Raw genomic sequence first — 22694 nt, 5'->3', positions numbered from 1 at the left:
ACGCGCGGGGGCACCGTCGCGCATCGTTGCGGGCCGACCCTCTACGTTGACCGGCATGAGCGTGCGCACCGGCGGAATGCGACGGCCCGGCTCCGCGGTCGCGGCGGGCGTCTTCGCGATCGGGATGGCCGGCACCACCCTGCCCACCCCGCTGTACGGGCTCTACCGCCGGCAACTCGGCTTCTCCGAGCTGATGGTGACGGTGGTCTTCGCGGTCTACGCCCTCGGGGTCATCGCTGTGCTTCTCCTCGCCGGCGACGTCTCCGACGAGGTGGGCCGGCGCCCGGTGCTGTTCGGCGCGCTGGGCGTGTCCGCGGCCAGCGCGCTGTGCTTCCTCTTCGAGGGCGGGCTTCCGATGCTGCTGCTCGGGCGGGTGCTGTCCGGCTTCACGGCCGGGCTGTTCAGCGGTACCGCCACCGCCGCCGTACTGGAACTGGCCCGCCCCGGCCGGCAAGCCCGCGCCGGCTTCGCCGCGACCGCCGCCAACATGGGCGGCCTCGGCTGCGGCCCGCTCCTGGCCGGTCTGCTCGCCCAGTACACCCCCTGGCCGCTGGCCCTCCCCTTCCTGCTGCACCTGTGCCTGCTGGCCCTGGCAGCGACGGCGACCGGGGTGCTGCCGGAGACCGTCGCCGACCCGCACCTCCCCCGCATCCTGCGGCCCCGGGGACTCCGCCCACCGCCCCCGGTCCGCGGGCTGTTCGCGCCCTGCGCCGTCGCCGCGTTCGCCGGATTCGCGCTGCTGGGCCTGTTCACCGCGGTCGCCCCGAGCTTCGTCGCCCAGACCCTGGACGTGCACAACCTGGCGGTCTCCGGCGCGGTCGTCTGCACCGTCTTCCTGGGCTCGACCCTCGGCCAGTCGCTGACCGGCCGGCTCGGCGTCCGCGCCGCGCTGCCCGGCGGCTGCCTGGTCCTGGTACTCGGCCTCTTCCTGGTCGCCGCCTCGCTCGCCACCGCGTCCCTGCCGGTCCTGGTCGCCGGCGCGGTCTGCGGCGGCACCGGCCAGGGAATGGCCTTCCGCGCCGGGCTGACCGCCGTCGGCACCGCGGCCCCGCCCGAACACCGCGGCGGCACCATCTCCGCGTTCTTCCTCGTCGCCTACCTCGGGCTCTCGCTACCGGTCGTGGGCGTCGGCGCGCTCACCGAGGCGTGGGGCCTGCGGCCGGCCGGCCTGGCCTTCGCGGCCTGTGCCATCGTCCTCGCCCTGGCGGTCGCCGGCTACGTACTGCGCCACCCGCCGACGACGACCCCCGCCACCTGAGCCGCACCCGTACCGCCCGCGACCCCGGGGTGCACACACCGGCCACTTCGGCACCCCTCTACCGGAGTTGGCGGAGAAATCGCGGGAGCAGGCGCGGATGGCGCGGCGCATGCGGCAGACGGAACGGTAGCGGGCCGGCAAACGGTGGTGGGCGACGCGTCGGCCGACGCACCGTCTCCACCCGCCCCTCACCGCACCGCTTCCCCCGCCCGCCACTCGGGCGCGCGCCCCAGCGCCGTGAGGATCTGCTCCAGCACCCCCGCGCCCTCGGTGCCCGGCAGCCCCGGCTTGAAGGAGCTGCCGGCGGTGAGCCGGGCCCCGCCGTCCGGGACCGCGCGGGCGATCGGCGATGCTGGTGCCGTTGGGCCGGGCGCTGACCGCCCTGGAACAGCCGGCACTCGACGCGCACGGCCTGGCGATGTGGGCGTATTCGGTACTGCTGCACCTCGACGAGACCCGGATCCGCACCCAGGCCCCGCTGGCCGAGATCATTCGGGCGGACAAGACCCGGATCATCCCGGTCCTCGACGATCTGGCGGCCCGCGGGCTGATCCGCCGTCAGCCCGACCCGGAGGACCGGCGGGTCCGGCTGCTGTCCCTGCCCCCCGAGGGCCGGCGGCTGCGCGACGCCGTCCAGTCGGACATCCAGCGCGGCGAGGAGCGATTGCCGGCCCGGCTGCCGGCCGCCGACCGGGACGGGTTCCTGCGCGGCCTCCAGGCGCTGCACGCCCTGGCCGAACTGTCGCCGCGCAAGGCCACGGACGGCCGTTGACGCACCGACGGTGCCGGCCGGGCACCCTCAGGCGGCCCGGCCGGCACCTTCCGACACCGCGTCCCATGACCTCGAACCACGCGACAGGGCACGCCCGTTACCCCTGGTCGCCACCCCTTGCCGTGCGCCCGGCTGCCGCCGCCGCAACCCTCGTCGTGGACCGGGCCGAGGTCCTCGACGACGGCCGCGGAGAGGGAGCAGCCACCGAAGTGGCTCCGGCTCTGGTGGTCCGTGCCGCCGGCGAGTGCGGCACTCGCGCCGCCGAGGACGACGGTGGCGGCAAGGGCACTGGCGGCGATCGCGGCGCGGATGCGCACGGTTCGCTCGGCAGGAACAGCGAGGGGGGATGAGGGGGAATGAGGGGGGATATCGAGCAAGTCGGGAATCACCCCCACGAAAGCAAACAAGACCCTCCCTGCCGCCGATCGCGTGCGGCGGTGGCAGGCCGGTGGCGTCCCGGCCACCACGGATCCGGGATGACTACGTCAACTCGCCGCATCCAGCGGTATGTTGGCCGTCGAGGCGGGCCTGCAGCCGGAGGGCCGGTACGGCAGCCGGGAGCCGGGGCGCAACCCGAGCGTCACCAGGACGACGGCCACCGCGAGGAATCCGGCCAGCACCGCGAAGCCGGTCAGGCTCGACCCCGTGGCATCGGTCAGCCACCCCACCAGATACGGTCCGGCGAACCCGCCGAGATTGCCCAGGGCGTTGATCAGGCCCATCGCGACCGCCACCGCCTCGAACCGCAGCAGCTGCCCCGGGATCGCCCAGAAGGGGCCGTAGGGCGCGTACACCGCGGCGGCGGTGAGGCACAGCAGCAGCATCCGGGGCAGCGCGCCGTGCACGGTCTGCCCGAGGAGCAGCGCGGCGATCCCGACCCCCAGGGGGACGGCCACCGCCTGCCGCCGCCGGCCGGTGCGGTCGGACCAGGCGGCGTTGCCGATCATCGCGGCGAGCGCGGCGGTGAACGGGAGGGCGGTGAGCAGCCCGACTTCCGTCGGGGAGCCGTTGTGGGTCAGCTCCTTGATGGCGGAGGGCAGCCACAGGCTGAAGCCGTAGAAACCGGTGATCCAGAAGAAGTAGACGCCGATGAGGACGAGGACCGGCCGCTGCCGGACCGCGTCCCGGTACGAGCCGCTGCCCGCCGGGGACTTGGCGGCCTCGTCGGCGGCGAGCACCCGCTCCAGATAGCCGGCCTCGGCCCGGGAGATCCAGCGCGCCTGCGCCGGCCGGTCGGCGACCGTGGACCACCAGACCACCGCCCACAGCAGCGGCGGCAGCCCCTGGAGCACCAGCACCCAGCGCCAACCCGCATGGTCGAGCATCCAGCCGGACAGCGGCGCCATCAGGACCGAGGACAGCGGCAGGCAGGCCATCCAGAGCGCGTTGGCGCGGGCCCGTTCGCGCAGGGGGAACCACGAGGCGAGCAGGATCAGCACCGCCGGCCAGACGCCGCCCTCGAAGAAGCCGAGGACGAAGCGGGCGACGTAGAACTGGCCGCGGGTCCGGACGAGACCGCAGAGCACCGCGGACAGTCCCCAGGCGACCATGAGGATCAGCACGGTCTTCCGGGCGCTCCAGCGCTGGGCGAGGACCGCGGCCGGGATCTGGAGGAAGACATAGCCGACGAAGAAGATGCCGCCGGCGAGCCCCTGGTCCGCGTGGGAGAGGGCCAGATCGCCGTGCATGTAGGGGAGGATGACGGAGATGTTGTTCCGGTCCAGGTACGCCAGCATGTACATGATCGCGGCGACCGGGATGACGTAGGCCCAGCGCCGGGCCGGAATCACGGGCCCGGGAGCGCCGTCCGCGTGCGGTGCGCCGGTCATCGGCCGGCCGCCGTCCCATAGGTGCGCTTCACGCGACGGGAGATTAGCAGCCGATACCTTCGCGGATCAGGCGCCGTCGGCGGCGGACTCCCCGTCGGGCAGCGCCTGTTCGGTCCAGATGACCTTGCCGTCGCTGGTGTACCGGGTCCCCCACCGCTCGGCAAGCTGCGCGATCAGGAAGAGGCCGCGCCCGCCCTCGTCGGTGGTGGCCGCCTGCCGCAGATGCGGGGAGGTGCTGCTGTGGTCGGCGACCTCGCAGATCAGCGAGCGGTCCCGGATCAGCCGGACGCGGATGGGTCCGACGGCGTAGCGGATGGCGTTGGTGACCAGCTCGCTGAGGATCAGCTCGCTGGTGAACGTCTCGTCGGCCAGCCCCCATTCGGCCAGCTTGCGGACGGCGGCGGCGCGTACCTGGGCGACCGCGGAGGGGTCGGCGGGGACGTCCCAGTCGGCGATGTGCGCGGCGCCCAGCACCCGGGTGCGGGCGACGAGCAGCGCGATGTCATCGGCCGGGCGGTCCGGCAGCAGCGCGCCGAGCGCCGCCTCGCAGGTCTCCTCCGGTGTGCGGTCGGGTCGGCCGGCGAGTGTACGGCGCAGCAGCGCCATGCCCTCGTCGATGTCCCGGTGGCGGTCCTCGACCAGCCCGTCGGTGTAGAGCACCAGGCTGCTGCCCTCGGGCAGTTCCAGCCGGCAGGTGTCGAAGGGCAGCCCGCCGAGCCCCAGGGGCGGGCCGCCGGGCACGTCGACGAACGCGGCGCTGCCGTCCGGCCGCAGCAGCAGCGGCTGGACATGGCCGGCGCGGGCCATGGTGCAGACGCCGGAGGCCGGGTCGTAGATGGCGTAGAGGCAAGTGGCGCCGGTGACCGATGCCTTGGGGCCGTCGCCGGTGCTCTCGGCGCCCTCGTCCTGGTCGATGCGGGTGACGAGTTCGTCGAGATGCCACAGGAGTTCGTCGGGCGGTACGTCCAGGTTCGCGAAGTTGTGGACGGCGGTCCGCAGCCGGCCCATGGTGGCCGCGGCGTGCAGCCCGTGTCCGACGACATCGCCGACCACCAGCGCCACCCGGGCCCCGGGCAGCGGGATGATGTCGAACCAGTCGCCGCCGACGCCGCCCGGCCCGCCGAGCCCGGCATGGGCGGGCCGGTAGCGGAAGGCGGCCAGCACGGCGTTCTGGTCCGGCAGGGCACGCGGCAGCAGGCTGCGTTGCAGGGTCACCGCCATGGCGTGCTCGCGGGTGTAGCGGCGGGCGTTGTCGATGCTCACCGCGGCGCGGGCGACCAGCTCCTCGGCGAGCGAGAGGTCCTCCTCCTCGAACGGTTCGGGGCTGCGTGAGCGCCAGAAGAGGACGACGCCGAGGATGACGCCGCGGGCGCGCAGCGGAACGGCGATCAGCGAGTGGATGCCGTGGGCGACGATCTGCCGGGCCCGTTCGGGGTCGTGGTGCTGCCAGCCGGCGAACGCCGCCAGATCGCGGTCCAGGAACGGTTCACCGGCGGGCAGGCGGGCGCCGAGCGTGGTGTGCGGCGCGAAGCGGATCAGTTCACCGACCGGGTAGAGCGAGCCGTCCGGCGGCCCGCCGCCGACCGCCGTCCGGCGCATCTCGATACCGGCGCCGGTGGCCGTCGGTTCCTCACCGCTGAGGACGGACACCGCCACGTCGACGGTCACCAGGTCGCTGAAGCGGGCGGCCGCGAACCCGGCGAGCTCCTCGCAGGTGCGGACCACGTCGAGGGTGGTGCCGATCTCGGCGCCGGCGTCGTAGAGCAGCTTCAGCCGTCCGCGGGCCACGTCGGCACGGCCGGTGACGGCCTGGAGCTCGGTGGTGTCGCGCAGGGTGGTGACGCTGCCGGGCGGGCCGCCGTCCCGGTCGGTCGACCGCTGGTTGACGGCGAGCAGCCGCTCCCCGACGGGGTGGACCTCGTCGGTGACGATCCGTCCGGACTCCAGCAGGGCGGCGGTGGCCGGGTCCAGTCCCAGGTCGGCGACCCGGCGTCCTTCGACGTCCGGCGGGAGGTCGAGCAGCCGGCGCGCCTCGTCGTTGGCGAGCACCAGCCGGCCGTCGCCGCGGACGATGATGACCCCTTCGCGGACCGCGTGCAGCACCGCGTCATGGTGCTCGTACATGCGGGTCATCTCGGCCGGGCCCAGGCCGTGGGTCTGCCGGCGCAGCCGCCGGGTGACCAGGGCCGTGCCGCCGGTGGTGAGCAGCAGGACGCCGGCCGCGGAGCCGAAGATCAGCGGGAACTGGGCGTTGACGACCCCGCTCACCTTGCTGATCGTGATGCCCGCGGAGACCAGTCCGACGATGGTGCCGCGGTGTCCGAAGACCGGCACCACGGCCTGGACGAGCGGGCCGATGGTGCCGGTGGTCTTCTCGGTGACGATGCCGCCGTGCACCGCCGGCTGGATGGTGCCGACGAACTTCTTGCCGATGCGGTTGGGGATGGGGTGGGTGTAGCGGATGCCGTCGGTGTTCATGACGACGACGAAGTCGACCCCGGAGCCGCGGCGGGCGGCTTCCGCCCGGGGCTGGAGGACGGCGGTCGGATGCGGGCTCTTGAGGGCGGCTTCGAGGCCGGGGGAACTGGCGAAGGTCTGGGCGACGGCGAGCGATCTGTTGCGGGCCTCGCGTTCCGAATCGTTCCCGGACTGCAGCACGAGGGCCGCAATGGCGGCGGCGACGAGCAGGAGCACGATCGCCACTTGCAGGAGAAAGACCTGACCTGCGACAGTTCGCATCCGCAGAACCGAACGCGGGCGGCCGTAGCGTCCGGCCATGTCCTCTTTCTACACCTCCCGCATACGGTGGGCGAGCTGCACATCGCGCAGCGCAGCGGCCGTGGGCCGCGTCGCGACGGACGGGTGTGCAGACGTCGGAGGACGATGATCCCGTGGCCGCGGCCCGGACACCAGGGGGCCAGTAAACCAGCGGGTATGTTTCACGGCTACGGTTCTGCGGTAGACGTCCCGCCCGCGAAATCGCCGCCGGAGCCCCTTGTGTGTAACTCTTCCCACAGGCCCGGACGGTTGCGGCGGCCCGCCTGATCTGCCGCGCGATCATGGCGCTTTGCGCAACACGCCTGGTCAGGGGTGCTTACTCGGGAGTCGGCAGCGGCGCGGGGCGCCGGGGCGGGACCGGGGGCCGGGCTCGGGGCCGGCGGGCGCGTATGAGACGTTCGTGGGCATGCGTACTGCAGAGGACATCCGTGCCGAGGCGGCCGAGCTCATCGACCACCACGTGCGCGGCGTGTGGAAGCCCAACGACGCCGACCGGCAGACCGCCGTCGCGTTGTACCGCTTCCTGGAGACGGGGTTGCCGCTGAGCGGCGAGCAGATCCGCTCCGCCCTCGCGCATCCGCAGCCGGCGCCGGCCAGCGCGGGACTGGTGGCGCTGCTGCGTGCGACCGCCGGCCTTCTCGACGATGCGCACGCGGCCGACGGCCCCGCCGGGCGGGATGCCGTCGACCATGTGTGCCTGCTGCTGGACGCGCTCGCCCTCGCCCGGCCCGGCGGCCGGTAGAAGAGGACCGCTCAGACCCGCGGCACCCCGGCGGCCAGTTCGTCCTCCGGGACGGTGATCACCCAGTGGCTGTCCTGCCGCGGGCGGAGGTAGACCGCCCAGTAGACCGCCGCCGCGGCGACCACACCGCCGGTGATCAGCAGGCTGACGGCGCTCTGCTGCCACAGCACCCAGATCAGTACGACGACCAGCAGTGCCGGGATCGCCGGCCACAGCGGCATCCGCCAGGCGAGGCGGTGCCGGTGCTCCCCGCGGCGGGAGACCAGGGCGCCCAGCGCGACGAAGACGTACATACCGGCGACGGCCACGCCGGTGACCTCGTTCAGCATGTCGAGCTTGGCGAAGCAGAGCGCGGCACCGGGAACGCCCACCGCGAGGGTGGCCGCCCAGGGCGAGCCGAAGCGCTTGCCGACGTGCGAGAAGATCCGGTTGACCGGGGTCGGCCAGGCCGCGTCGCGCGCCGAGGAGAAGACCACCCGGGAGTTCTGGATCACCATGACGATCGCCGCGTTGATGATCGCCAGGGCGATACAGAGGCTGACGAAGGTGCCGACGGCGGAGTTGCTCCAGGTCTGCACCATGCCGGCGATGTCGCCGGCGCCGAGGGTCTTGAGGTCGGGGGCGCCGAGCGTGATGGCGATGACCGGTATCAGGACCACGGCGGCGCCGATGGCGAGGGTCCACAGCACGGTGCGGGAGACGTTGCGCCGCGGGTTCTCCATCTCCTCGGCGAGGTACACGGCGGTGGAGAAGCCCTGGAGGATGAAGAGCGCGGTGGCCAGTCCGGTCACGATCAGCCCGCCGGTGACGGCCGTGCTCGTGCCGTGCCCGGCGTCCATGACGGGGTGGATGAGGGTGGCCGCGGACCGGTGGGGGTGGCTGAAGCCGAGGAACGCCACGAGCGCGCTGGCCACGACCTCAAGTACCAGGAAGATGCCGGTGATCCACGCGTTGGCGCGCAGGTCGAGCAGGCCCATGGCGGTGGCCAGCAGCATCACGCCGGCGGCGGTGTACTGCGGATCGAGGTGTACCAGCGGCGCCAGATAGTCGGCGGTGCCCAGCGCGATGATGGGCGGCACGATCATGACGACGATCAGCGAGAGCACGAAGACCAGCCAGCCGGCGAGCCGGCCCATCAGCGTGCCGACCATCGCGTACTCGCCGCCGGAGCTCGGGACGAGGGTGCCCAACTCGGAGTAGGCGAAGGCCACTCCGACGCACAGCAGGCCCGCGATGGCGATGGTCAGGGCCGTTCCGGTACCGAGGGCGGCGAACGAGCCCGGCACGATCACGAACAGCGAGGACGCCGGGGTGAGGCAGGACAGGGTGAGCAGGGTGCCGCCGACCACGCCGATCGACCGGGTGAGTCGGGGGGTGTCCGCCGCCGCTGTCGCACTGCGGGTGTCCGGCTCCGAAGCCGCGGTGGCAACAGGCGGGTAAGGCATATCGGTCATCCGTGTCCCATCAGTGCTGGAGGCAGGAAGGGGCGGCACATAAAAGACGGAGTGCCGTAAAGCGGTCGGACCGGATGAATCGCCGGGTCCGCTTCGGTGACCGGAATACAACCGCCGACGTCGACTCCCGTCAAGGCCTTGTTAAGGCGCCGAGACAACGAAATCCGCAGCAAATACCGGGTGGAACACCCTGATCCATGCGAGGAAAGCGTTGTCATCGCGAATTCCGCGTACCTTGGCGAGCTGCGGATTCCCCGGCGGGCACGGGCGGCGGGCGGCGTTTTTTGCCGGCGCGAGACGGCCGTCAGTCGCCGCGGCCCCCGATTCGCGCCACGAGCAGCGCGACGTCATCGTGATCGTTGCCGTGCCGCAGCTCGCTCAGGAGGCGGTCGCACAGCTCCTCCAGCGGCCGTTCGGGCTCGGCGAGCAGGCCGAGGAGGGTGTCCAGGCGGACGTCGATGGGCTGGTCGCGGGTCTCGATCAGCCCGTCCGTGTAGAGCACCACCTGGTCGCCCTCGCGCAGCGGCACGGTGGTCTGCTCGAAGGGCACTCCGCCGACGCCGAGCGGGGCGCCGGTCGGCAGATCGAGCAGCTCGGGCGGCCGGCCGGGGCGCACCACGACCGGCGGCAGGTGGCCCGCGACGGCGATCCGGCACTCCTCGCGGTGCGGGTCGTGGACGGCGTACAGGCAGGTCGCGAAGGCCGGATCGAGGCCGCCGGCGATGTGGTCGAGGTGGCGCAGCACCTCGTCGGGCTCCAGATCGAGATCGGCCAGCGCGCGGATGGTGGTGCGCAACTGCCCCATGGTGGCGGCGGCGTTGATACCGCTTCCCATCACGTCGCCGACGACCAGTGCGGTCTTGTCGCCGGCCACCGGGATGACGTCGAACCAGTCACCGCCGACCTCACTGGCGGCCTGGGCGGGCTGGTAGCGGAAGCCGATCTCCATGGCGGTGGGCTGCGGCGGCCGGTGGTTCATCAGGTGCCGCTGGAGGGTGAGCGCGGTGCGCCGTTCACTCTGGTACGAGCGGGCGTTGTCGATGCACACCGCCGCGCGGGCGGCCAGTTCGACGGCGAGCACCGCATCGTCGTCGTCGAACGGCACCTCGTTGCCGATGCGGTACAGCGACAGCGTGCCGAGCACCTCGCCGCGGGCGATCAGCGGCACCGCCAGATAGGAGTGCAGCCCGGCCACCCGCAGCAGCTCGGCGCCCTCCCTGTCGGCGGCGATCCGCGGCAGGTCCTGCTCGCCCACCCGGGAGACGAGCACCGGGCGGGCCTCGGTGACGGCGCGGGTGATCAGCCGGTCGGCGCCGTACGAGGCGAGCTCCCCGGTGGGATCGGCGGCGCGCACCGCGGGGGTCTCGCCGGCCGCGGCGACCGCCAGCGCCCGGAAGCGGGCGGTGCCGTCGCGGCGGACCGCGGCGGGGCGGCGGCCGTCCAGCACGGTGTCGAGGACGTCGACGGCGGCCAGGTCGGCGAGTTCCGGCACGATGACGTCGGCGAGTTCACGGGCGGTCTGGTGGACGTCGAGGGTGGTGCCGACGGTCGCCGAGGCGTCCGCGATCACCGCGAGCCGGCGCCGGGCGCGGGCGGCCTCGGTGGCGGCCCGGTGCTGCTCGGTGACGTCCACGACCGAGGTGGCGACTCCCAGCACCCGGCCCTTGGCGTCCTCCAGCCGGTAGTACGACACCGTCCACGCCTGGTCGGTGTCGGGATGGCCGGCGGTGCGGCCGACGGTGAACTGGTCGATCAGCGGCCGGCCGGTGGCCAGCACCTCGCGCATCCGCTCCACGATGACGTCGGTGTCCAGGAAGGACAGCGCGTCCCGGACGTGGCGGCCGATGTGCTGCTCCGCGGGCAGGTCGTTGAGCCGCTCCAGCGCCGGGTTGACCATCACGAACCGCAGATCGGTGTCGAGCACCGCCAGCCCGATCGGCGACTGGGCCACCAGGCGGACGGACAGCGCCAGGTCCCGCTCCACCCTCCGGAGCACGTCCTGATCGGTGGCGATGCCCAACGCGTAGGACTCCCCGCGCTCGTCCAGCAGCCGCATGTTGCGGAACTCGACCAGCCGGACGCTCCCGTCCTTGTGCTGGACGGGGAAGACGCCGGCCCAGCTCTCGCCGCCGGCCATGACGTCGGAGAACAGCCGCAGGACGAGATCGACGTGCTCGGGGGGGACCAGCAACTGGGCCGCGTACCGGCCCAGCGCCTCCTCCGCCGTCCAGCCGAACAGTTCCTCGGCCTGGGGGCTCCACAGCGCGATCCGGCCGTTCGCGTCCAGCATCACGGCAGCCACGCCCAGGACGTCCAGCAGCCCGCCGGGCTGCGACGGTCCGGCTCCGACCGGGGCGGCGCTCTCGGGGAACGCGTCGGTCGCACCCATCCAGGCACTCCTTCCGCCGGTCTCCGGGGACCGGCAGCCGTGGCGCTCTCCGTGCACCGGCCGACTCTCGCCGTGCTGCCGCTGCCCTCCATCATCCCTCCACACGGGACGGCCCCGCAGGAAGAGCGAGATCCATAAGGGGTGGGCCCGTACCGGATGGAGCATTATGCGTCGCCCTCCCCGAGGTCGGCGACCGCGTTGACGATATTGGTCCGGCCTCCCGCGACGGCACAACGCCCCCGCACGGCCTCCCGACTTGGAGATGTGGATCTCTTGGGATTACCCTGACATTAGTTGCTAGGGGCAACCAATAATGAATTTCGCGCCACCGGCGTACCCCCATACGCCGCCGGGGTCAGGAGAAAGCCCTCGATGCCCATATCCGACCAGCAGTTCCGCACGTACGTGGAGGAGAATCTCGATGCACTTAGCCTCGACCCGGGGCGCGAAGCCCTGGTCCACCAAGGCCGCCGGGTCACCGCCGGCGAGTTCCGCACCCTGGTCCTGCGGATGGCCCGCGCCCTGCGCGCCCAGGGGATCGAACCGGGCGCAACCATCACCCTGCTGAGCGGCAACCTGCCGGAGACCATCGCCGCCCGCTACGCCGCCAACCTCATCGGCGCCCGGGTCAACCACCTCTACAACAAGCTTTCCGCCGACTCCCAGGCCGCGATCGTGCGCGACGTCGAGACCCGCGCCCTGGTCGTCGACCCGCGACTGGCCGAACGGGCCGCGGAACTGGTCGAGTTGGCGCCGGTACCGGACGTCCTCGTACTCGGTCCGGCCAAGGTCGGCGCCGACCTGCTGGAGCTGGCCGCCGCGGAGAGCGACGAGCCGTTCGCCACACTCGCCCGGCCCGGCGACATCTGCACCATCCGCCACACCGGCGGCACCACCGGCCACCCCAAGGGCATCTGCACCACCTTCGAGCAGGTGCGGTGGTTCACCGGGGCGCTGCCGGAGTTCGAGGGCGTGCGGCACCGGCAGCTGGTCTGCACCACCCTCGCCCACGCGGCCGGTTACATGGCCGACACCGTCCTCCACTCCGGCGGCACCGTCGTCCTGCACGACGACTTCGACGCCAAGGAGGCGCTCGCCGCCATCGAGCGCGAGCGGATCACCGCGCTGTTCCTGCTCCCGCCGCTGCTCTACCAGCTGATGGACCACCCCGACCGCCCGCACACCGACACCTCCAGCCTCCGCATGGTCACCTACGGCGGCTGCCAGGCGTCCCCGGCCCGGCTGGCCGACGCGGTACGGGCGTTCGGCCAGGTGCTGGTGCAGGGCTACGGCCAGAACGAGGCCGGCGGCATCAGCGTGCTGCTGCCCGAGGACCACGACCCGGACCGCCCCGACCGGCTGCGTTCGGCCGGCAAGGTGCTGCCCGACGTCGAGGTGGCGATCCGCGACGAGTCCGGGCGCGATCTGCCGGCCGGTGAGCACGGCGAGGTCTGCGTCCGCTCCACCATGATCATGCAGGGCTACTGGAAGCAGCCCGAACTGACCGCCGAGGTGCTGCGGGACGGCTGGCTGCACACCGGCGACGTCGGATTCCTGGACGACGAGGGCTACTTGACCATCGTCGACCGGCTCAAGGACATGATCGTCGTGGTCGGCGGCCATGTGTACACCACCGAGCTGGAGGACCTGCTGAACTCGCACCCGCAGGTACTCCAGAGCGCCGTCTACGGCGTCCGCGACGCGGACCGGATGGAGCGGGTGTACGCGACGGTCGTGCGGACCGCCGGCGGCGACGTCGACGCGGAGCAGCTGCGCGCGATGGTGCGCGAGGTCCGCGGCGCGATGTACGAGCCGGCGCAGATCACCTTCGCGGACGCGCTGCCGCTGACCGACGCGGGCAAGCCGGACAAGAAGGAACTCCGGCGCCGTGCCGAGGAGTCGGGCGACGCGGTCTGATCCGGTCCCGGGGCACCGGACCGGCAGTGGCGGGCCGCCGCAGTGCGCAACTGCGGCGGCCCACCTGCCTCCTGCCGATCAGAGCAAGCCGAGCAGGTCGTGAAGAAGCCAGCCGAGGAGGCCGGGGTGGTGATGATCCTCGCACCCCTCGCGGCGCTCTCGGAACTCACGACCGTGGTGGCGACGCTCACGGCCCTCACGCCCCTCACGACCCTCACGACCGAATCGGCCGAAGCCGAAAAAGTCGCACTCGTCGTAGTGCCGGTGGTGACGGAAGTGACGGCCGTGGTGCCCACCGCCGTCATAATCGTCGCTCACCGCGACGGTCTGGCGGTGAGGGGCGGCCTGCACCATACCGGCGGAGGGGACAAGAGTGGCCGCGGCGAGTGCCGTGGCGGCGACGGTACGCCCTATGAACTTACGCATGCGTTTCTCCTGTTGGCAGGAAATAGGACAAGTGATGCGTACCGCGCGGTACCGCCGTCCTCCGCAGGCACGGCGGCTGTCCACTCCAACGGCTCTCGGAATTGCTCCGGATGCGGCACGGCTCCGGGCGTCCGCTGAGGCGCCCGGACACCGTCCGGTGTTCACTGCTTGCGGGCGCGGCTCGGCTGGACCCTGGCCGGTTCGCCGGGCATCTTCGGGTGGTCGGGCGGGTAGGGCAGATCGCCCAGCCCTTCGTCGGCGGCGTGCCGGTCGGCCAGCTCCAGGAGGGATTCCAGGCCGTAGGCGTAATCCGTCATGTCCGCGTGCACATCGCCGAGTTCCGCGAAGCGGGGCGGGACGGTGCGCAGGTCGAAGTCCTCGGGCGCGGCGTCGGGCAGCTCGTCCCAGCGCAGCGGGGTGGAGACGGTCGCCCGGGGGCGGGCGCGCAGCGAGTAGGGCGAGGCGATGGTGCGGTCGCGGGCCATCTGGTTGTAGTCCACGAAGACCTTCTCGCCGCGCTCCTCCTTCCACCAGGCGGCGGTCACCAGCCGTGGCAGCCGTCGCTCCAGCGCCCGGGCCACGGCGATCGCGGCCCGTCTGACCTCGGTGAACGTCCACTCGGGGCGGATCGGCACATAGACGTGCACCCCGCGTCCGCCGGAGGTCTTCGGCCAGCCGCGCAGCCCGTGGGCGGCCAGCAGTTCGCGCAGCTCGTGGGCGACCTCGACCGCGTCGGCGAAGTCGGTGCCGGGCTGCGGGTCGAGGTCGATGCGCAGCTCGTCGGGGTGCTCGGTGTCGCCGCGGCGGACCGGCCAGGGGTGGAAGGTCAGACAGCCCAGGTTGGCGGCCCACAGGACGGCGGCCGGTTCGGTGGGGCACATCTCGTCGGCGAACCGCCCGCTGGGGAAGGTGATCCGGGCGGTCGGCAGCCACTCCGGCAGCCCCTTGGGCGCCCGCTTCTGGTAGAAGAACTCGCCCGCGACACCGTCGGGGAACCGCTGCATGGTGGTGGGCCGGTCGCGCAGACCGCGCAACACCCCGTCCACGACCGCGAGGTAGTACTGGACCACGTCCCACTTCGTGAAGCCGCGCTCCGGGTAGTAGATCTTGTCGGGGTTCGACACCCGTACGGTGCGCCCCGCGACGTCCAGCTCCACAGCTCGGGCTCCGGCCATGCCTCCACGCTAGGTTCCGTACCGGCGCGCCGCGCGCCGGGCGGCGGTCGCCCGGCCGTCCCCGGCAGGCGTACGCGGCGGTCTGCCCTCAGGATCGGGAGCATGGACCTGCCCGTGATGCCCCCGGTCTCCCCGATGCTCGCGAAGTCGGTGGCGGAGATCCCCGCCGGTATGCAGTACGAGGCGAAGTGGGACGGGTTCCGGGTCATCGTCTTCCGGGACGGCGACGAGGTGGAGATCGCCAGCCGGACGACGAAGTCGCTCAGCCGCTACTTCCCCGAGGTGATCCACGCCGTACGGGAGGAACTGCCGCCGCGCTGCGTGCTCGACGGCGAGATCGTCATCGCCCATGACGGCCGGCTGCACTTCGAGGAGTTGCTGGAGCGCATTCACCCGGCGGACTCCCGGGTCCGTACGCTCGCCTCGCGTACGCCCGCCTCGCTCGTCGCCTTCGACCTGCTGGCGCTCGGCTCCGCCGCGCTGCTGGACGAGCCGCAGACGGCCCGCCGGGAGGCCCTGGTCGAGGCGCTGCGACCGGCCCGGCCGCCGTTGCACACCGCGCCGGCGACCCTCGACCGGGACGTGGCCACCCGGTGGTTCGCGCAGTTCGAGGGGGCGGGGCTGGACGGGGTGATCGCCAAGCCGCTGGACCTGCCGTACCGGCCCGGCGACCGCGTGATGTTCAAGGTCAAGCATGCCCGGACCGCGGACTGCGTCGTGGCCGGCTACCGGCTGCACAAGAGCGGGCCGGTGGTCGGCTCGCTGCTGCTGGGGCTGCACGACGACGCGGGGCACCTCCAGCACGTCGGGGTGTGCGCCGCGTTCCCCATGGCCGAGCGGCGCCGGCTCGTCGAGGAGCTGGCGCCGCTGCGGATGGACGACGTGTCCGGCCACCCCTGGGGCGACTGGGCCGACGAGGCGGCGCACGCGTCCCGGCGGATGCCGGGGGGGCGGAGCCGGTGGAGCGGCGGCAAGGACCTGTCGTGGGTGCCGCTGCGCCCGGAGCTGGTGTGCGAGGTGGCCTACGACCACATGGAGGGCAGCCGGTTCCGGCACACCGCCCGGTTCCGGCACTGGCGGCCCGACCGCACACCGCAGAGCTGCACCTACGCCCAGCTGGAGGAGCCGGTGGGCTACGACCTGGGGGAGCTGCTGGGCGGCTGAGCCGCGCCGGTCACCCGGTCACCCCGGCTCGCCGCCGGGCGGCCAGCGGTGCCTGCTCTCCCCCGGTGCGAGCCGGTCGACGACCTCGGCCAGTTCCGTGCACGCCTGCTCGATCTTCCGCCGGATGGTGTTCTGCTCGGTGACGATCGCCGACAGCAGCAGCGCGGTGAGCGCGGCGGACGCGTTGAGGGCCTGGAGGTTGACCATCGCCTCCAACAGGCTGTGACCGGCGAACGGTCCGCGGCGGCCGGTCGCCGCGTGGATCGCGAAGACCGACAGCACCAGCACGCAGGGCGCCGCTCCCACCAGCTGGAACCGCAGCGCCGCCCACACGATCATCGGGAAGACCAGGAAGAGCAGGGACAGCGGGCTGCGGGTCACCAGCAGCGAGACCACGACCGTGCCGGCCAGCAGCGCCGCCGCCTCGGCCCAGCGGTAGAGGGGGATGTGCCGGGGCGGCCGGACCGTACGGAGGGCGAGCAGCAGCGGCGCGACGACGAGGACGCCCATCGCGTCGCCCACCCACCAGGCCGACCAGGTACGCCAGAAGTCGCCGGTCGGCAGTGCGCCGGTGAGCACCTGGGTACCGCTGCCCAGTGTCGCGCTGATCACCATCGCGGCGAAGGCGCCGAGGGACACCAGGGCGACGCCGTCGCGCAGCCGGTCCAGTTCGGTGCGGAAGCCGACCCGCCGCAGCATCAGGCAGGCGCAGACCGGGGCGAGGGTGTTGCCGGCCACCACGCCGATGCCGGAGAAGTCCAGCCTGGTGAGCGTGGAGATGACCAGGAGAGTGCCGAGGGCGATGCCCGGCCACATCCACAGGCCCAGCAGGAGCAGGCAGCTCAGCGCGATGCCGGTGGGCGGCCACAGGGGCGTCACCACCGCACCCGCGACCACGACTTGCTCCAGCAGGCCGACCTTCGCGGACGCCCAGTAGACGCCGGCGAGTACGAGGTTCGCCAGGGCTGCCGCTGCCGGCCGACGGAGTTCCCCGGTGCGTACCACGTCTGCCATCAGACAACGCCGGTGGCCGGGCGCCGGCCGCGACACGCGCGCCCGACGCCTGCTTCACCCGGCCCTGCCGTCCGCGGCGTCGAAGCGCAGCACGATGACCGCGGCGTCGTCGGTGTGCCCGGTCAGCTCGGCGACGCACATCACCGCGTCGGCGACGTCGGCGGGATGGTCCCCGGCCTTGGCGCTGACCAGCCGGGTCACCTGCGCCAGTCCGGCCTCGATGGGGAAGCAGGGCCCCTCGACGACCCCGTCGGTGAGCAGCACGAACGCGCCCGCCGTGGTCAGCCGCCGCCGGGTGACCGGGTACCGCTCCCCCGGCAGGATGCCCAGCGGGATGCCGCCGGGATCGTCGGTCACGCCGTGGCGGTCGTCGGTGGTGGCCCAGACGCCGGGTATGTGCCCGGCGCGGGCGCTGGTGAGCTCCCAGCGGACCGGGTCGAAGCGGACGAAGGTGCAGGTGGCGAAGAGTTCGCAGTCCACGGAGAGCAGCAGGTCGTTGGCCCGGCTGAGCACCTCGCCGGGATCGGCGGCGTGCGCGGCCACCGCGCGCAGCCCGATCCGGATCTGGCCCATGAAGGCCGCCGCCTCGACGTCGTGGCCCTGCACATCGCCCACCGAGAACGCCAGCGAGCCGTCCGGCAGCCGGAAGCCGTCGTACCAGTCGCCCCCGATGGCCAGGCCGTGCCGGGCGGGGGCGTAGGTGGCGGCGGTGCGCAGTCCGGGAAGCTCGGGCAGCGCGCCCGGCAGCATCTCGCGCTGCAGCGCCTCGGCGAGCTCGACCCGGGCCCGCTGGAGTTCCGCGCCCTCCCGCGCCTGGGCGGTCAGCCGCCCGAGCGTGGTCAACAGATCGTCGGCGCTCGCCGACCGTGGAGGACGACGCCGAAGCATGGCTTCATCATATTTCGGGGGTCCGGCATCCGCTTGACGGCCCGGGTCGCCGCGGCCGTCACACGGCAGCGGCCGGCCGGGACGCCGTCAGCTGGCCGACGCCCGACCGTACGGCCCAGAAGAAGACGGCCAGCGCGACGGCGGCCACGGTGAGCGAGTCGTAGGGGGCGGGCAGCCGCCCGGACCCCTTGAAGGTGCCCAGCCAGGACAGCAGCGTCAGGGCGAGGAGATAGACCACCAGCCAGGCGCCGGTGCGCAGTTCGGCGCCCAGCGGGCGGCGCGGCCCGGCTCCGTCGCTCTCCGCCGCCTCCGCACCGGGCCGCCGCATCAGCAGGAAGACCAGCAGTCCGGCGAGCACCAGCGGCAGCGCCAGCCGCAGATCGTGCCAGCCCGACCAGTAGACGAACTCGCTCGCCACCACGAAGCTGACCGGCGCGATCCAGCGCAGGCCCGGCACCCACCCGGCCGTGCGACCGCCCGGCTCGGCGCGGAAGACCGCGACGGCGACCGCGGAGGCGGCGTAGATCAGCAGGTACATGTCGCCCATCACGCTCACGATGTCCTGCCAGCCGCCGAACGGCAGCAGGAACAGCACGATGACGACGAGGTTGACCGCCAACGCCCGGCGGGGCACGCCGAAGCGCTCGTCGACCTTCATGAAGTAGCGGGGAATCGTGCCGTTCTTGGCCAGCGCGTAGGTGTGCCGGGCGTCGATGGCCACGCCCACGTACGCCGAGCCGCCGGGCGAGAGCACCGCGTCGGCGTAGAGCAGGCTGGACAGCCAGTGCAGGTTGAGGATCAGCGCCAGCTGTCCGAAGGGCGAGTCGAAGGAGACGCCCTTCCAGCCGCCGCCGAGCAGGTTCTCGGGAACGGTGAACAGGAAGGCCAGTTGCAGCGCCAGGTACATCAGCACGGCCAGGCCGATGCCGGCGAGGACGGCCCACGGGATGGTGCGGCGGGGGTTGCGGGTCTCGCCGGAGAAGTCCAGCGGGGCCTGGAAGCCGTTGACCGAGTAGACGATGCCGCCGCCGGCCAGCGCGGTCAGGCAGGCGACATAGCCGTACGGGGCGAATCCGCCGTGGTCCGTCAGGCGCCCGGAGTGCCAGCCGGAGGCGATCAGGGCGAGCACGGTGAGGACCGGGACGGCGATCTTGAACACCGAGACCAGGGTGTTCAGCCGGGCGAACAGCCGCACCGCGAACCAGTTCAGCGCGGTCAGCAGCACACTGAGGCCGGCGGCCAGGGCCAGCCCGGAGGCGGTGAGGGTGTGGCCGTTGTACAGGCCCGGCAGGTAGTGCGCGGTGTACTGCATGATCGCGCTGATCTCGGCGGCGGTACCGCCGACCGACAGCAGCACCGACCAGCCGACGAGGGTGCCGACCAGCCGGCCGCTGGCGTACAGCGGCCAGCGGACCGTACCGCCGCCCTCCGGCCGGGACGCGCCCAGCTCGATCATCACCAGTGCGACCAGCCCGCACAGCAGGCCGGCCGCCACCCAGGACAGCAGGGCGGCGGGTCCGGCGGTCTGCGCGGCGTACAGGGCGGCGAACAGCCAGCCGGAGCCGACGATGTTGGAGAAGCCGATCCCGGTCAGCCCCCAGAACCCCAGGTCCCGGTGCAGCCGGCGCTCCTGCACCCGTACGTCCGGTGCGCCGCTTCCGCCGGATTCCTCCGGCACTTGACGATCCGTCACGAAAACGGCCTCCTCGACTCACTGTTCCGGCTGGTCAGGACCCTACTCGACGTGTTCGTGACACGGTGCGGCCGGAGCGGGTGAGGAAGGGGGCGGATGGGAGCTAGGCGCCCCGGCCGAGCCGGTCGGGCGGAACGCCGAAGGTCGTCACGAGGCCGTCCCGGCCGGCGTCCGTGAGCCGGACGACCCGGCGGTACGTGCCGTGGCGCAGCCAGTCCAGGGCGAACATCCGGGCGGTGACCGCGGCGCCGAGGGCCCCCGCCAGGTGGTGGCGCTGTTCGGCCCAGTCCACGCAGTAGCGGACCGAGGCGCGGCGGCGCGGCCGGGTGCGCCCTCGCGCCGACGGTCGCGGTGCTGGTCCTGGCCCGGCTGGTGCAGGGGGTCGGTGCCGCGCTGCTGGTGCCCGCCTCGCTCGCGCTGCTGCGGGCGGCCCGTCCCGACCCGGCGTCCCGCGCCCGTGCCTTCGGCGTCTGGGGCATGGTCGCCGGTCTCGGTGCCGGGGCCGGGCCGGTGCTCGGCGGGGTGCTGGTCACCGCGCTCGGCTGGCGCTCGGTGTTCTTCGTCAACCTGCCCGTGGGGCTCGCCGCGCTGCTGCTGACGCTGCGGTGCATACCCCGCTCCCCCGCCGCCTCGGCCCGGACCGGTCTGGACCTCCGGGCGCAGACCGCGGCGGCGGTGAGCGTGGCGGCACTGGCCACCGGCTGCATCGAGGCCGGTGCCCTGGGCTGGGCCCACCCCGCCGTGCTCGGCGCGTTCGCCGTCACGGTCCTCGGGTCGGCCGCCTTCCTGCTCCTGGAGCGGCGCTCGGCCGCGCCCATGCTGCCGCCGAACCTCTTCCGCAACCGGGCGTTCGCCGCCTCCGCCGTCATCGGCGTGCTGCTCAACACCGGTTTCTACGGGCTGCTGTTCCTCGCCCCGCTGTACTTCCAGCAGGTCCACCACTACAGCGCGCTGCGCACCGGCTTCGCGCTGCTGCCGGCCGTCGGCCCGGTGGCCGCCGGCTCCGCGCTGGGCGGGCGCCTGACGGCCCGGACGGGTCCGCGGCCCCCGATGGTGGCGGGCCTGGCCATCGGCGCGGCGGGCCTGGCCGGCTGGCTGTGCGCGGGCCCCGATACGCCGTATCCCGCGCTGGTGGCACCGATGGCCGCCGCCGGGTTCGGTACCGCGCTGACCATGCCGGCGTCCACCGCGGCCGTGATGGAGGCGGCGCCCGGTGAGCGGAGCGGTGCCGCCGCTGCGGTCTTCAACGCCGCCCGCCAACTGGGCAGCGTCCTCGGTGTCGCCGTGTTCGGGACGCTGACCGCCGCCGGGCTCGTCCCGGGGCTGCACACCGCGGTGCTCGCCGGCGCGGCCGGCTTCCTGGCCGCGGCCGGGCTGGCGGCGCGGTACGTCCCTGGGGCCGTCGGGGCACGCGCCGCCCTCCGGTAGCCGGTGGTCCGGACCCCGGGTCAGCCGCAGACCCAGCACCCCGCCCAGCAGGACAACCGGGCGCTGTGGTTGCGCAGCCGGAGCGCGGTGAGCCCGTGGTCGGGAACCTCGTTCGGCGCGGACCGGGCGCCGGCGAGCTGGGCGCACAGGACGACGGTCAGAGCGGCGAGTTCCTCGGGCTCGGCGTGGCCCCGGACGATCCGGAACCGGATCTCCGACGGGTCATCGGTCGGACGGGTCACACGGCCGACGCTAGGAGCGGGGGCGGACGGTGTCGCGCGGGAGCGGGCGCGGTGTGCGCCGTTCGGGCGGCCGGACGGGGCCCCAGGCGTGATTCCGGCGGCCCCGGCCGTGTTGAGCGCCGGGCACGCACGGCGGGCGGTCAGGATCGCGCGCAGGTATGGGCACGTACAGCGGCAGCGGATCACGAAGTGGAGACGGCGGGACGATGAGACGTGAGCGGACCGGCGAAGAGCGGGGCCCGGCGCGGGACGACGGGCGCCGGGACTTCCTCAGGTGTGCGGCGGGGTTCGCGGGGACGGCGGCCTCGGGGGGGCGGGCGGGCGGGGCCGCCGCGGTACCGGCGGGCCGGTCGGCACAGGCCGTGGCCCCCGCCCCGAACGGCACGTCGGACGACGGCCGGCGGCTGCCGCCGGACCGGGTGTCGTTCCACGGCCTGCACCAGGCCGGCATCGTGACACCGCAGCAGTTGTTCGCCGGGTTCGTCGCCTACGACTTCGTGGGGCAGAGCCGCGCGGACCTGGAGAAGCTGTTCCAGCGGCTCACCGAGCGGTTCCGGGTGCTGGGGGCCGGGGTGAAGCCGGCGGACGAGAAGGTGGCGGCGGAACGGCCCACGCCGGACTCGCTGTCCGTCACCCTCGGCGTGGGGGCGGCGCTGTTCGACGACCGGTTCGGGCTCGCCGGGCACAAGCCGCGGCACCTGAAGGCGATGCCGGCGTTCCCCGACGACCGGCTGGACCCGGCGCGCTGCCACGGCGACCTGTCGCTGCAGATCTGTGCGGAGCACCCGGACGCCGTGGTGCACGTGCTGCGCGACGTGGCCCGGGAGACGGAGGGGCTGCTGCGGCCTCGCTGGCGGATGGACGCGTTCATGAACCCGTCGCGGCCGTCGGGCTCACCACGCAACTTCCTCGGCTTCAAGGACGGGATCGTCAACCCGGACACCGACTCGGCGGCGGAGGTGGACCGGCTGCTCTGGGTGACGCCGCGGTGCGGTGAGCCGGAGTGGGCCGTGGGCGGCAGCTACCAGGCGCTGCGGCTGATCCGCTTCCACACGGACTCCTGGGAGCGGTTGCCGGTGTCCCGCCAGGAGGGGATCTTCGGGCGGCGCAAGGCGAGCGGCGCCCCGCTGGACGGTGTGCACGAGAGCGACGCGCCGTACTACGAAAAGGACCCGGACGGCAGGAAGATCCCGCTCGACTCCCACATCCGGCTGGCCAATCCGCGCACCCGCGGCACCGACGACTCCCGTTTCCTGCGGCGGAGTTACAACTACAGCAAGGGGTTCGACGAGCACGGCCGGATGAACCTGGGGCTGGTCTTCGTCGGCTACCAGCAGAATCTGGAGCGGCAGTTCGCCACCGTGCAGCGGCGGCTGCGGCACGAGCCGCTGTCCCGCTTCATCACCCCGTTCGGGGGCGGCTACTTCTTCGTGCTGCCCGGCGTACGGGACCGGAACGACTGGTTCGGATCCCGGCTGATGCGGGACACCCGGCCCCGCAACGGCTGACCCGGCGCACGGCGCGC

The 22694-nt window shown here is 73.2% G+C and carries 19 protein-coding genes; 9 read left to right on the top strand and 10 right to left on the bottom strand.

Going from position 1 to position 22694, the window contains the following annotated elements; all coding sequences use genetic code 11:
* Positions 1-55: 55 nt before the first annotated feature.
* The 3 genes from RZ84_RS34425 to RZ84_RS39410 all read left to right on the top strand — a co-directional run bounded on the left by RZ84_RS34425 (position 56) and on the right by RZ84_RS39410 (position 2380).
* Entirely contained in the window at positions 56-1258 is a 1203-nt protein-coding gene (locus RZ84_RS34425) for an MFS transporter (RefSeq protein WP_043268573.1), read from the top strand.
* Positions 1259-1607: 349 nt separating this feature from the next.
* On the top strand, positions 1608-2030 hold the full coding sequence (locus tag RZ84_RS34420; protein ID WP_043268571.1) for a MarR family winged helix-turn-helix transcriptional regulator: 423 nt from the start codon (positions 1608-1610) through the stop codon (positions 2028-2030).
* Positions 2031-2095: 65 nt separating this feature from the next.
* Positions 2096-2380, top strand: a complete 285-nt coding sequence (locus tag RZ84_RS39410; RefSeq protein WP_157878988.1) for a hypothetical protein — start codon at positions 2096-2098, stop codon at positions 2378-2380.
* A gap of 135 nt (positions 2381-2515) precedes the next feature.
* On the opposite strand, the gene RZ84_RS34410 is transcribed toward RZ84_RS39410, so the two are convergent.
* Positions 2516-3859 carry an MFS transporter gene (locus tag RZ84_RS34410; RefSeq protein WP_052230373.1) on the bottom strand — a complete coding sequence of 448 codons (1344 nt, stop codon included), beginning with the start codon at positions 3857-3859 and terminating at the stop codon, positions 2516-2518.
* A gap of 66 nt (positions 3860-3925) precedes the next feature.
* Complete coding sequence (locus RZ84_RS34405; protein ID WP_043268567.1) at positions 3926-6637, bottom strand: SpoIIE family protein phosphatase/ATP-binding protein; 2712 nt, start codon at positions 6635-6637, stop codon at positions 3926-3928.
* 406 nt (positions 6638-7043) lie between these two features.
* On the opposite strand from RZ84_RS34405, the gene RZ84_RS34400 reads away from it, so the two are divergent.
* Positions 7044-7379, top strand: a complete 336-nt coding sequence (locus RZ84_RS34400) for a hypothetical protein (RefSeq protein ID WP_043271694.1) — start codon at positions 7044-7046, stop codon at positions 7377-7379.
* An 11-nt stretch (positions 7380-7390) separates the two neighbouring features.
* On the opposite strand, the gene RZ84_RS34395 is transcribed toward RZ84_RS34400, so the two are convergent.
* Together RZ84_RS34395 and RZ84_RS34390 are read right to left on the bottom strand one after the other, a co-directional pair.
* On the bottom strand, positions 7391-8833 hold the full coding sequence (locus tag RZ84_RS34395) for an APC family permease (protein ID WP_043268565.1): 1443 nt from the start codon (positions 8831-8833) through the stop codon (positions 7391-7393).
* A gap of 304 nt (positions 8834-9137) precedes the next feature.
* Positions 9138-11222 carry a SpoIIE family protein phosphatase gene (locus RZ84_RS34390; RefSeq protein WP_043268563.1) on the bottom strand — a complete coding sequence of 695 codons (2085 nt, stop codon included), beginning with the start codon at positions 11220-11222 and terminating at the stop codon, positions 9138-9140.
* A 372-nt stretch (positions 11223-11594) separates the two neighbouring features.
* On the opposite strand from RZ84_RS34390, the gene RZ84_RS34385 reads away from it, so the two are divergent.
* Complete coding sequence (locus RZ84_RS34385) at positions 11595-13139, top strand: AMP-binding protein (RefSeq protein WP_043268561.1); 1545 nt, start codon at positions 11595-11597, stop codon at positions 13137-13139.
* Positions 13140-13265: 126 nt separating this feature from the next.
* Positions 13266-13703 carry a hypothetical protein gene (locus tag RZ84_RS39405; RefSeq protein ID WP_198540105.1) on the top strand — a complete coding sequence of 146 codons (438 nt, stop codon included), beginning with the start codon at positions 13266-13268 and terminating at the stop codon, positions 13701-13703.
* Between the two features lie 23 nt (positions 13704-13726).
* Here RZ84_RS39405 and ligD read toward each other — a convergent pair whose 3' ends face one another.
* Complete coding sequence (ligD, locus tag RZ84_RS34375) at positions 13727-14740, bottom strand: non-homologous end-joining DNA ligase (protein WP_043268557.1); 1014 nt, start codon at positions 14738-14740, stop codon at positions 13727-13729.
* A 102-nt stretch (positions 14741-14842) separates the two neighbouring features.
* Between ligD and RZ84_RS34370 the strand changes: the two genes are divergently transcribed.
* Positions 14843-15904, top strand: a complete 1062-nt coding sequence (locus tag RZ84_RS34370) for an ATP-dependent DNA ligase (protein ID WP_043268555.1) — start codon at positions 14843-14845, stop codon at positions 15902-15904.
* An 18-nt stretch (positions 15905-15922) separates the two neighbouring features.
* Here the strand turns inward: RZ84_RS34370 and RZ84_RS34365 are convergent, their stop codons facing one another.
* The 4 genes from RZ84_RS34365 to RZ84_RS34350 form a co-directional block, all read right to left on the bottom strand.
* Positions 15923-16909, bottom strand: coding sequence for an MASE1 domain-containing protein (locus RZ84_RS34365; RefSeq protein WP_198540181.1), 987 nt, complete (start codon positions 16907-16909; stop codon positions 15923-15925).
* Between the two features lie 63 nt (positions 16910-16972).
* Positions 16973-17806, bottom strand: coding sequence for a PP2C family protein-serine/threonine phosphatase (locus RZ84_RS34360; RefSeq protein ID WP_043268551.1), 834 nt, complete (start codon positions 17804-17806; stop codon positions 16973-16975).
* 58 nt (positions 17807-17864) lie between these two features.
* Positions 17865-19427 (bottom strand): APC family permease, encoded by a 1563-nt coding sequence (locus RZ84_RS34355; protein ID WP_241778123.1) that lies wholly within the window; start codon positions 19425-19427, stop codon positions 17865-17867.
* 175 nt (positions 19428-19602) lie between these two features.
* A complete protein-coding gene (locus RZ84_RS34350) occupies positions 19603-19791 on the bottom strand; it encodes a hypothetical protein (protein ID WP_043268547.1) in 189 nt (62 codons plus the stop codon).
* Positions 19792-19850: 59 nt separating this feature from the next.
* On the opposite strand from RZ84_RS34350, the gene RZ84_RS34345 reads away from it, so the two are divergent.
* Positions 19851-20927, top strand: coding sequence for an MFS transporter (locus tag RZ84_RS34345; protein ID WP_241777987.1), 1077 nt, complete (start codon positions 19851-19853; stop codon positions 20925-20927).
* A gap of 20 nt (positions 20928-20947) precedes the next feature.
* On the opposite strand, the gene RZ84_RS34340 is transcribed toward RZ84_RS34345, so the two are convergent.
* Positions 20948-21169 (bottom strand): acyl-CoA carboxylase subunit epsilon, encoded by a 222-nt coding sequence (locus RZ84_RS34340; protein WP_043268545.1) that lies wholly within the window; start codon positions 21167-21169, stop codon positions 20948-20950.
* Between the two features lie 206 nt (positions 21170-21375).
* Here RZ84_RS34340 and RZ84_RS34335 point away from each other — a divergent pair, with 206 nt between their 5' ends.
* The gene (locus RZ84_RS34335) at positions 21376-22677 is read left to right on the top strand and encodes a Dyp-type peroxidase (RefSeq protein ID WP_043268543.1); all 1302 of its coding nucleotides are present in this window, start codon (positions 21376-21378) and stop codon (positions 22675-22677) included.
* The last annotated feature ends 17 nt before the right edge of the window (positions 22678-22694 follow it).

The organism is Streptomyces sp. CT34 (assembly GCF_000805335.1).
Classification (GTDB): Bacteria; Actinomycetota; Actinomycetes; order Streptomycetales; family Streptomycetaceae; genus Streptomyces.
This window is presented reverse-complemented; position numbering and strand designations above follow the sequence as displayed.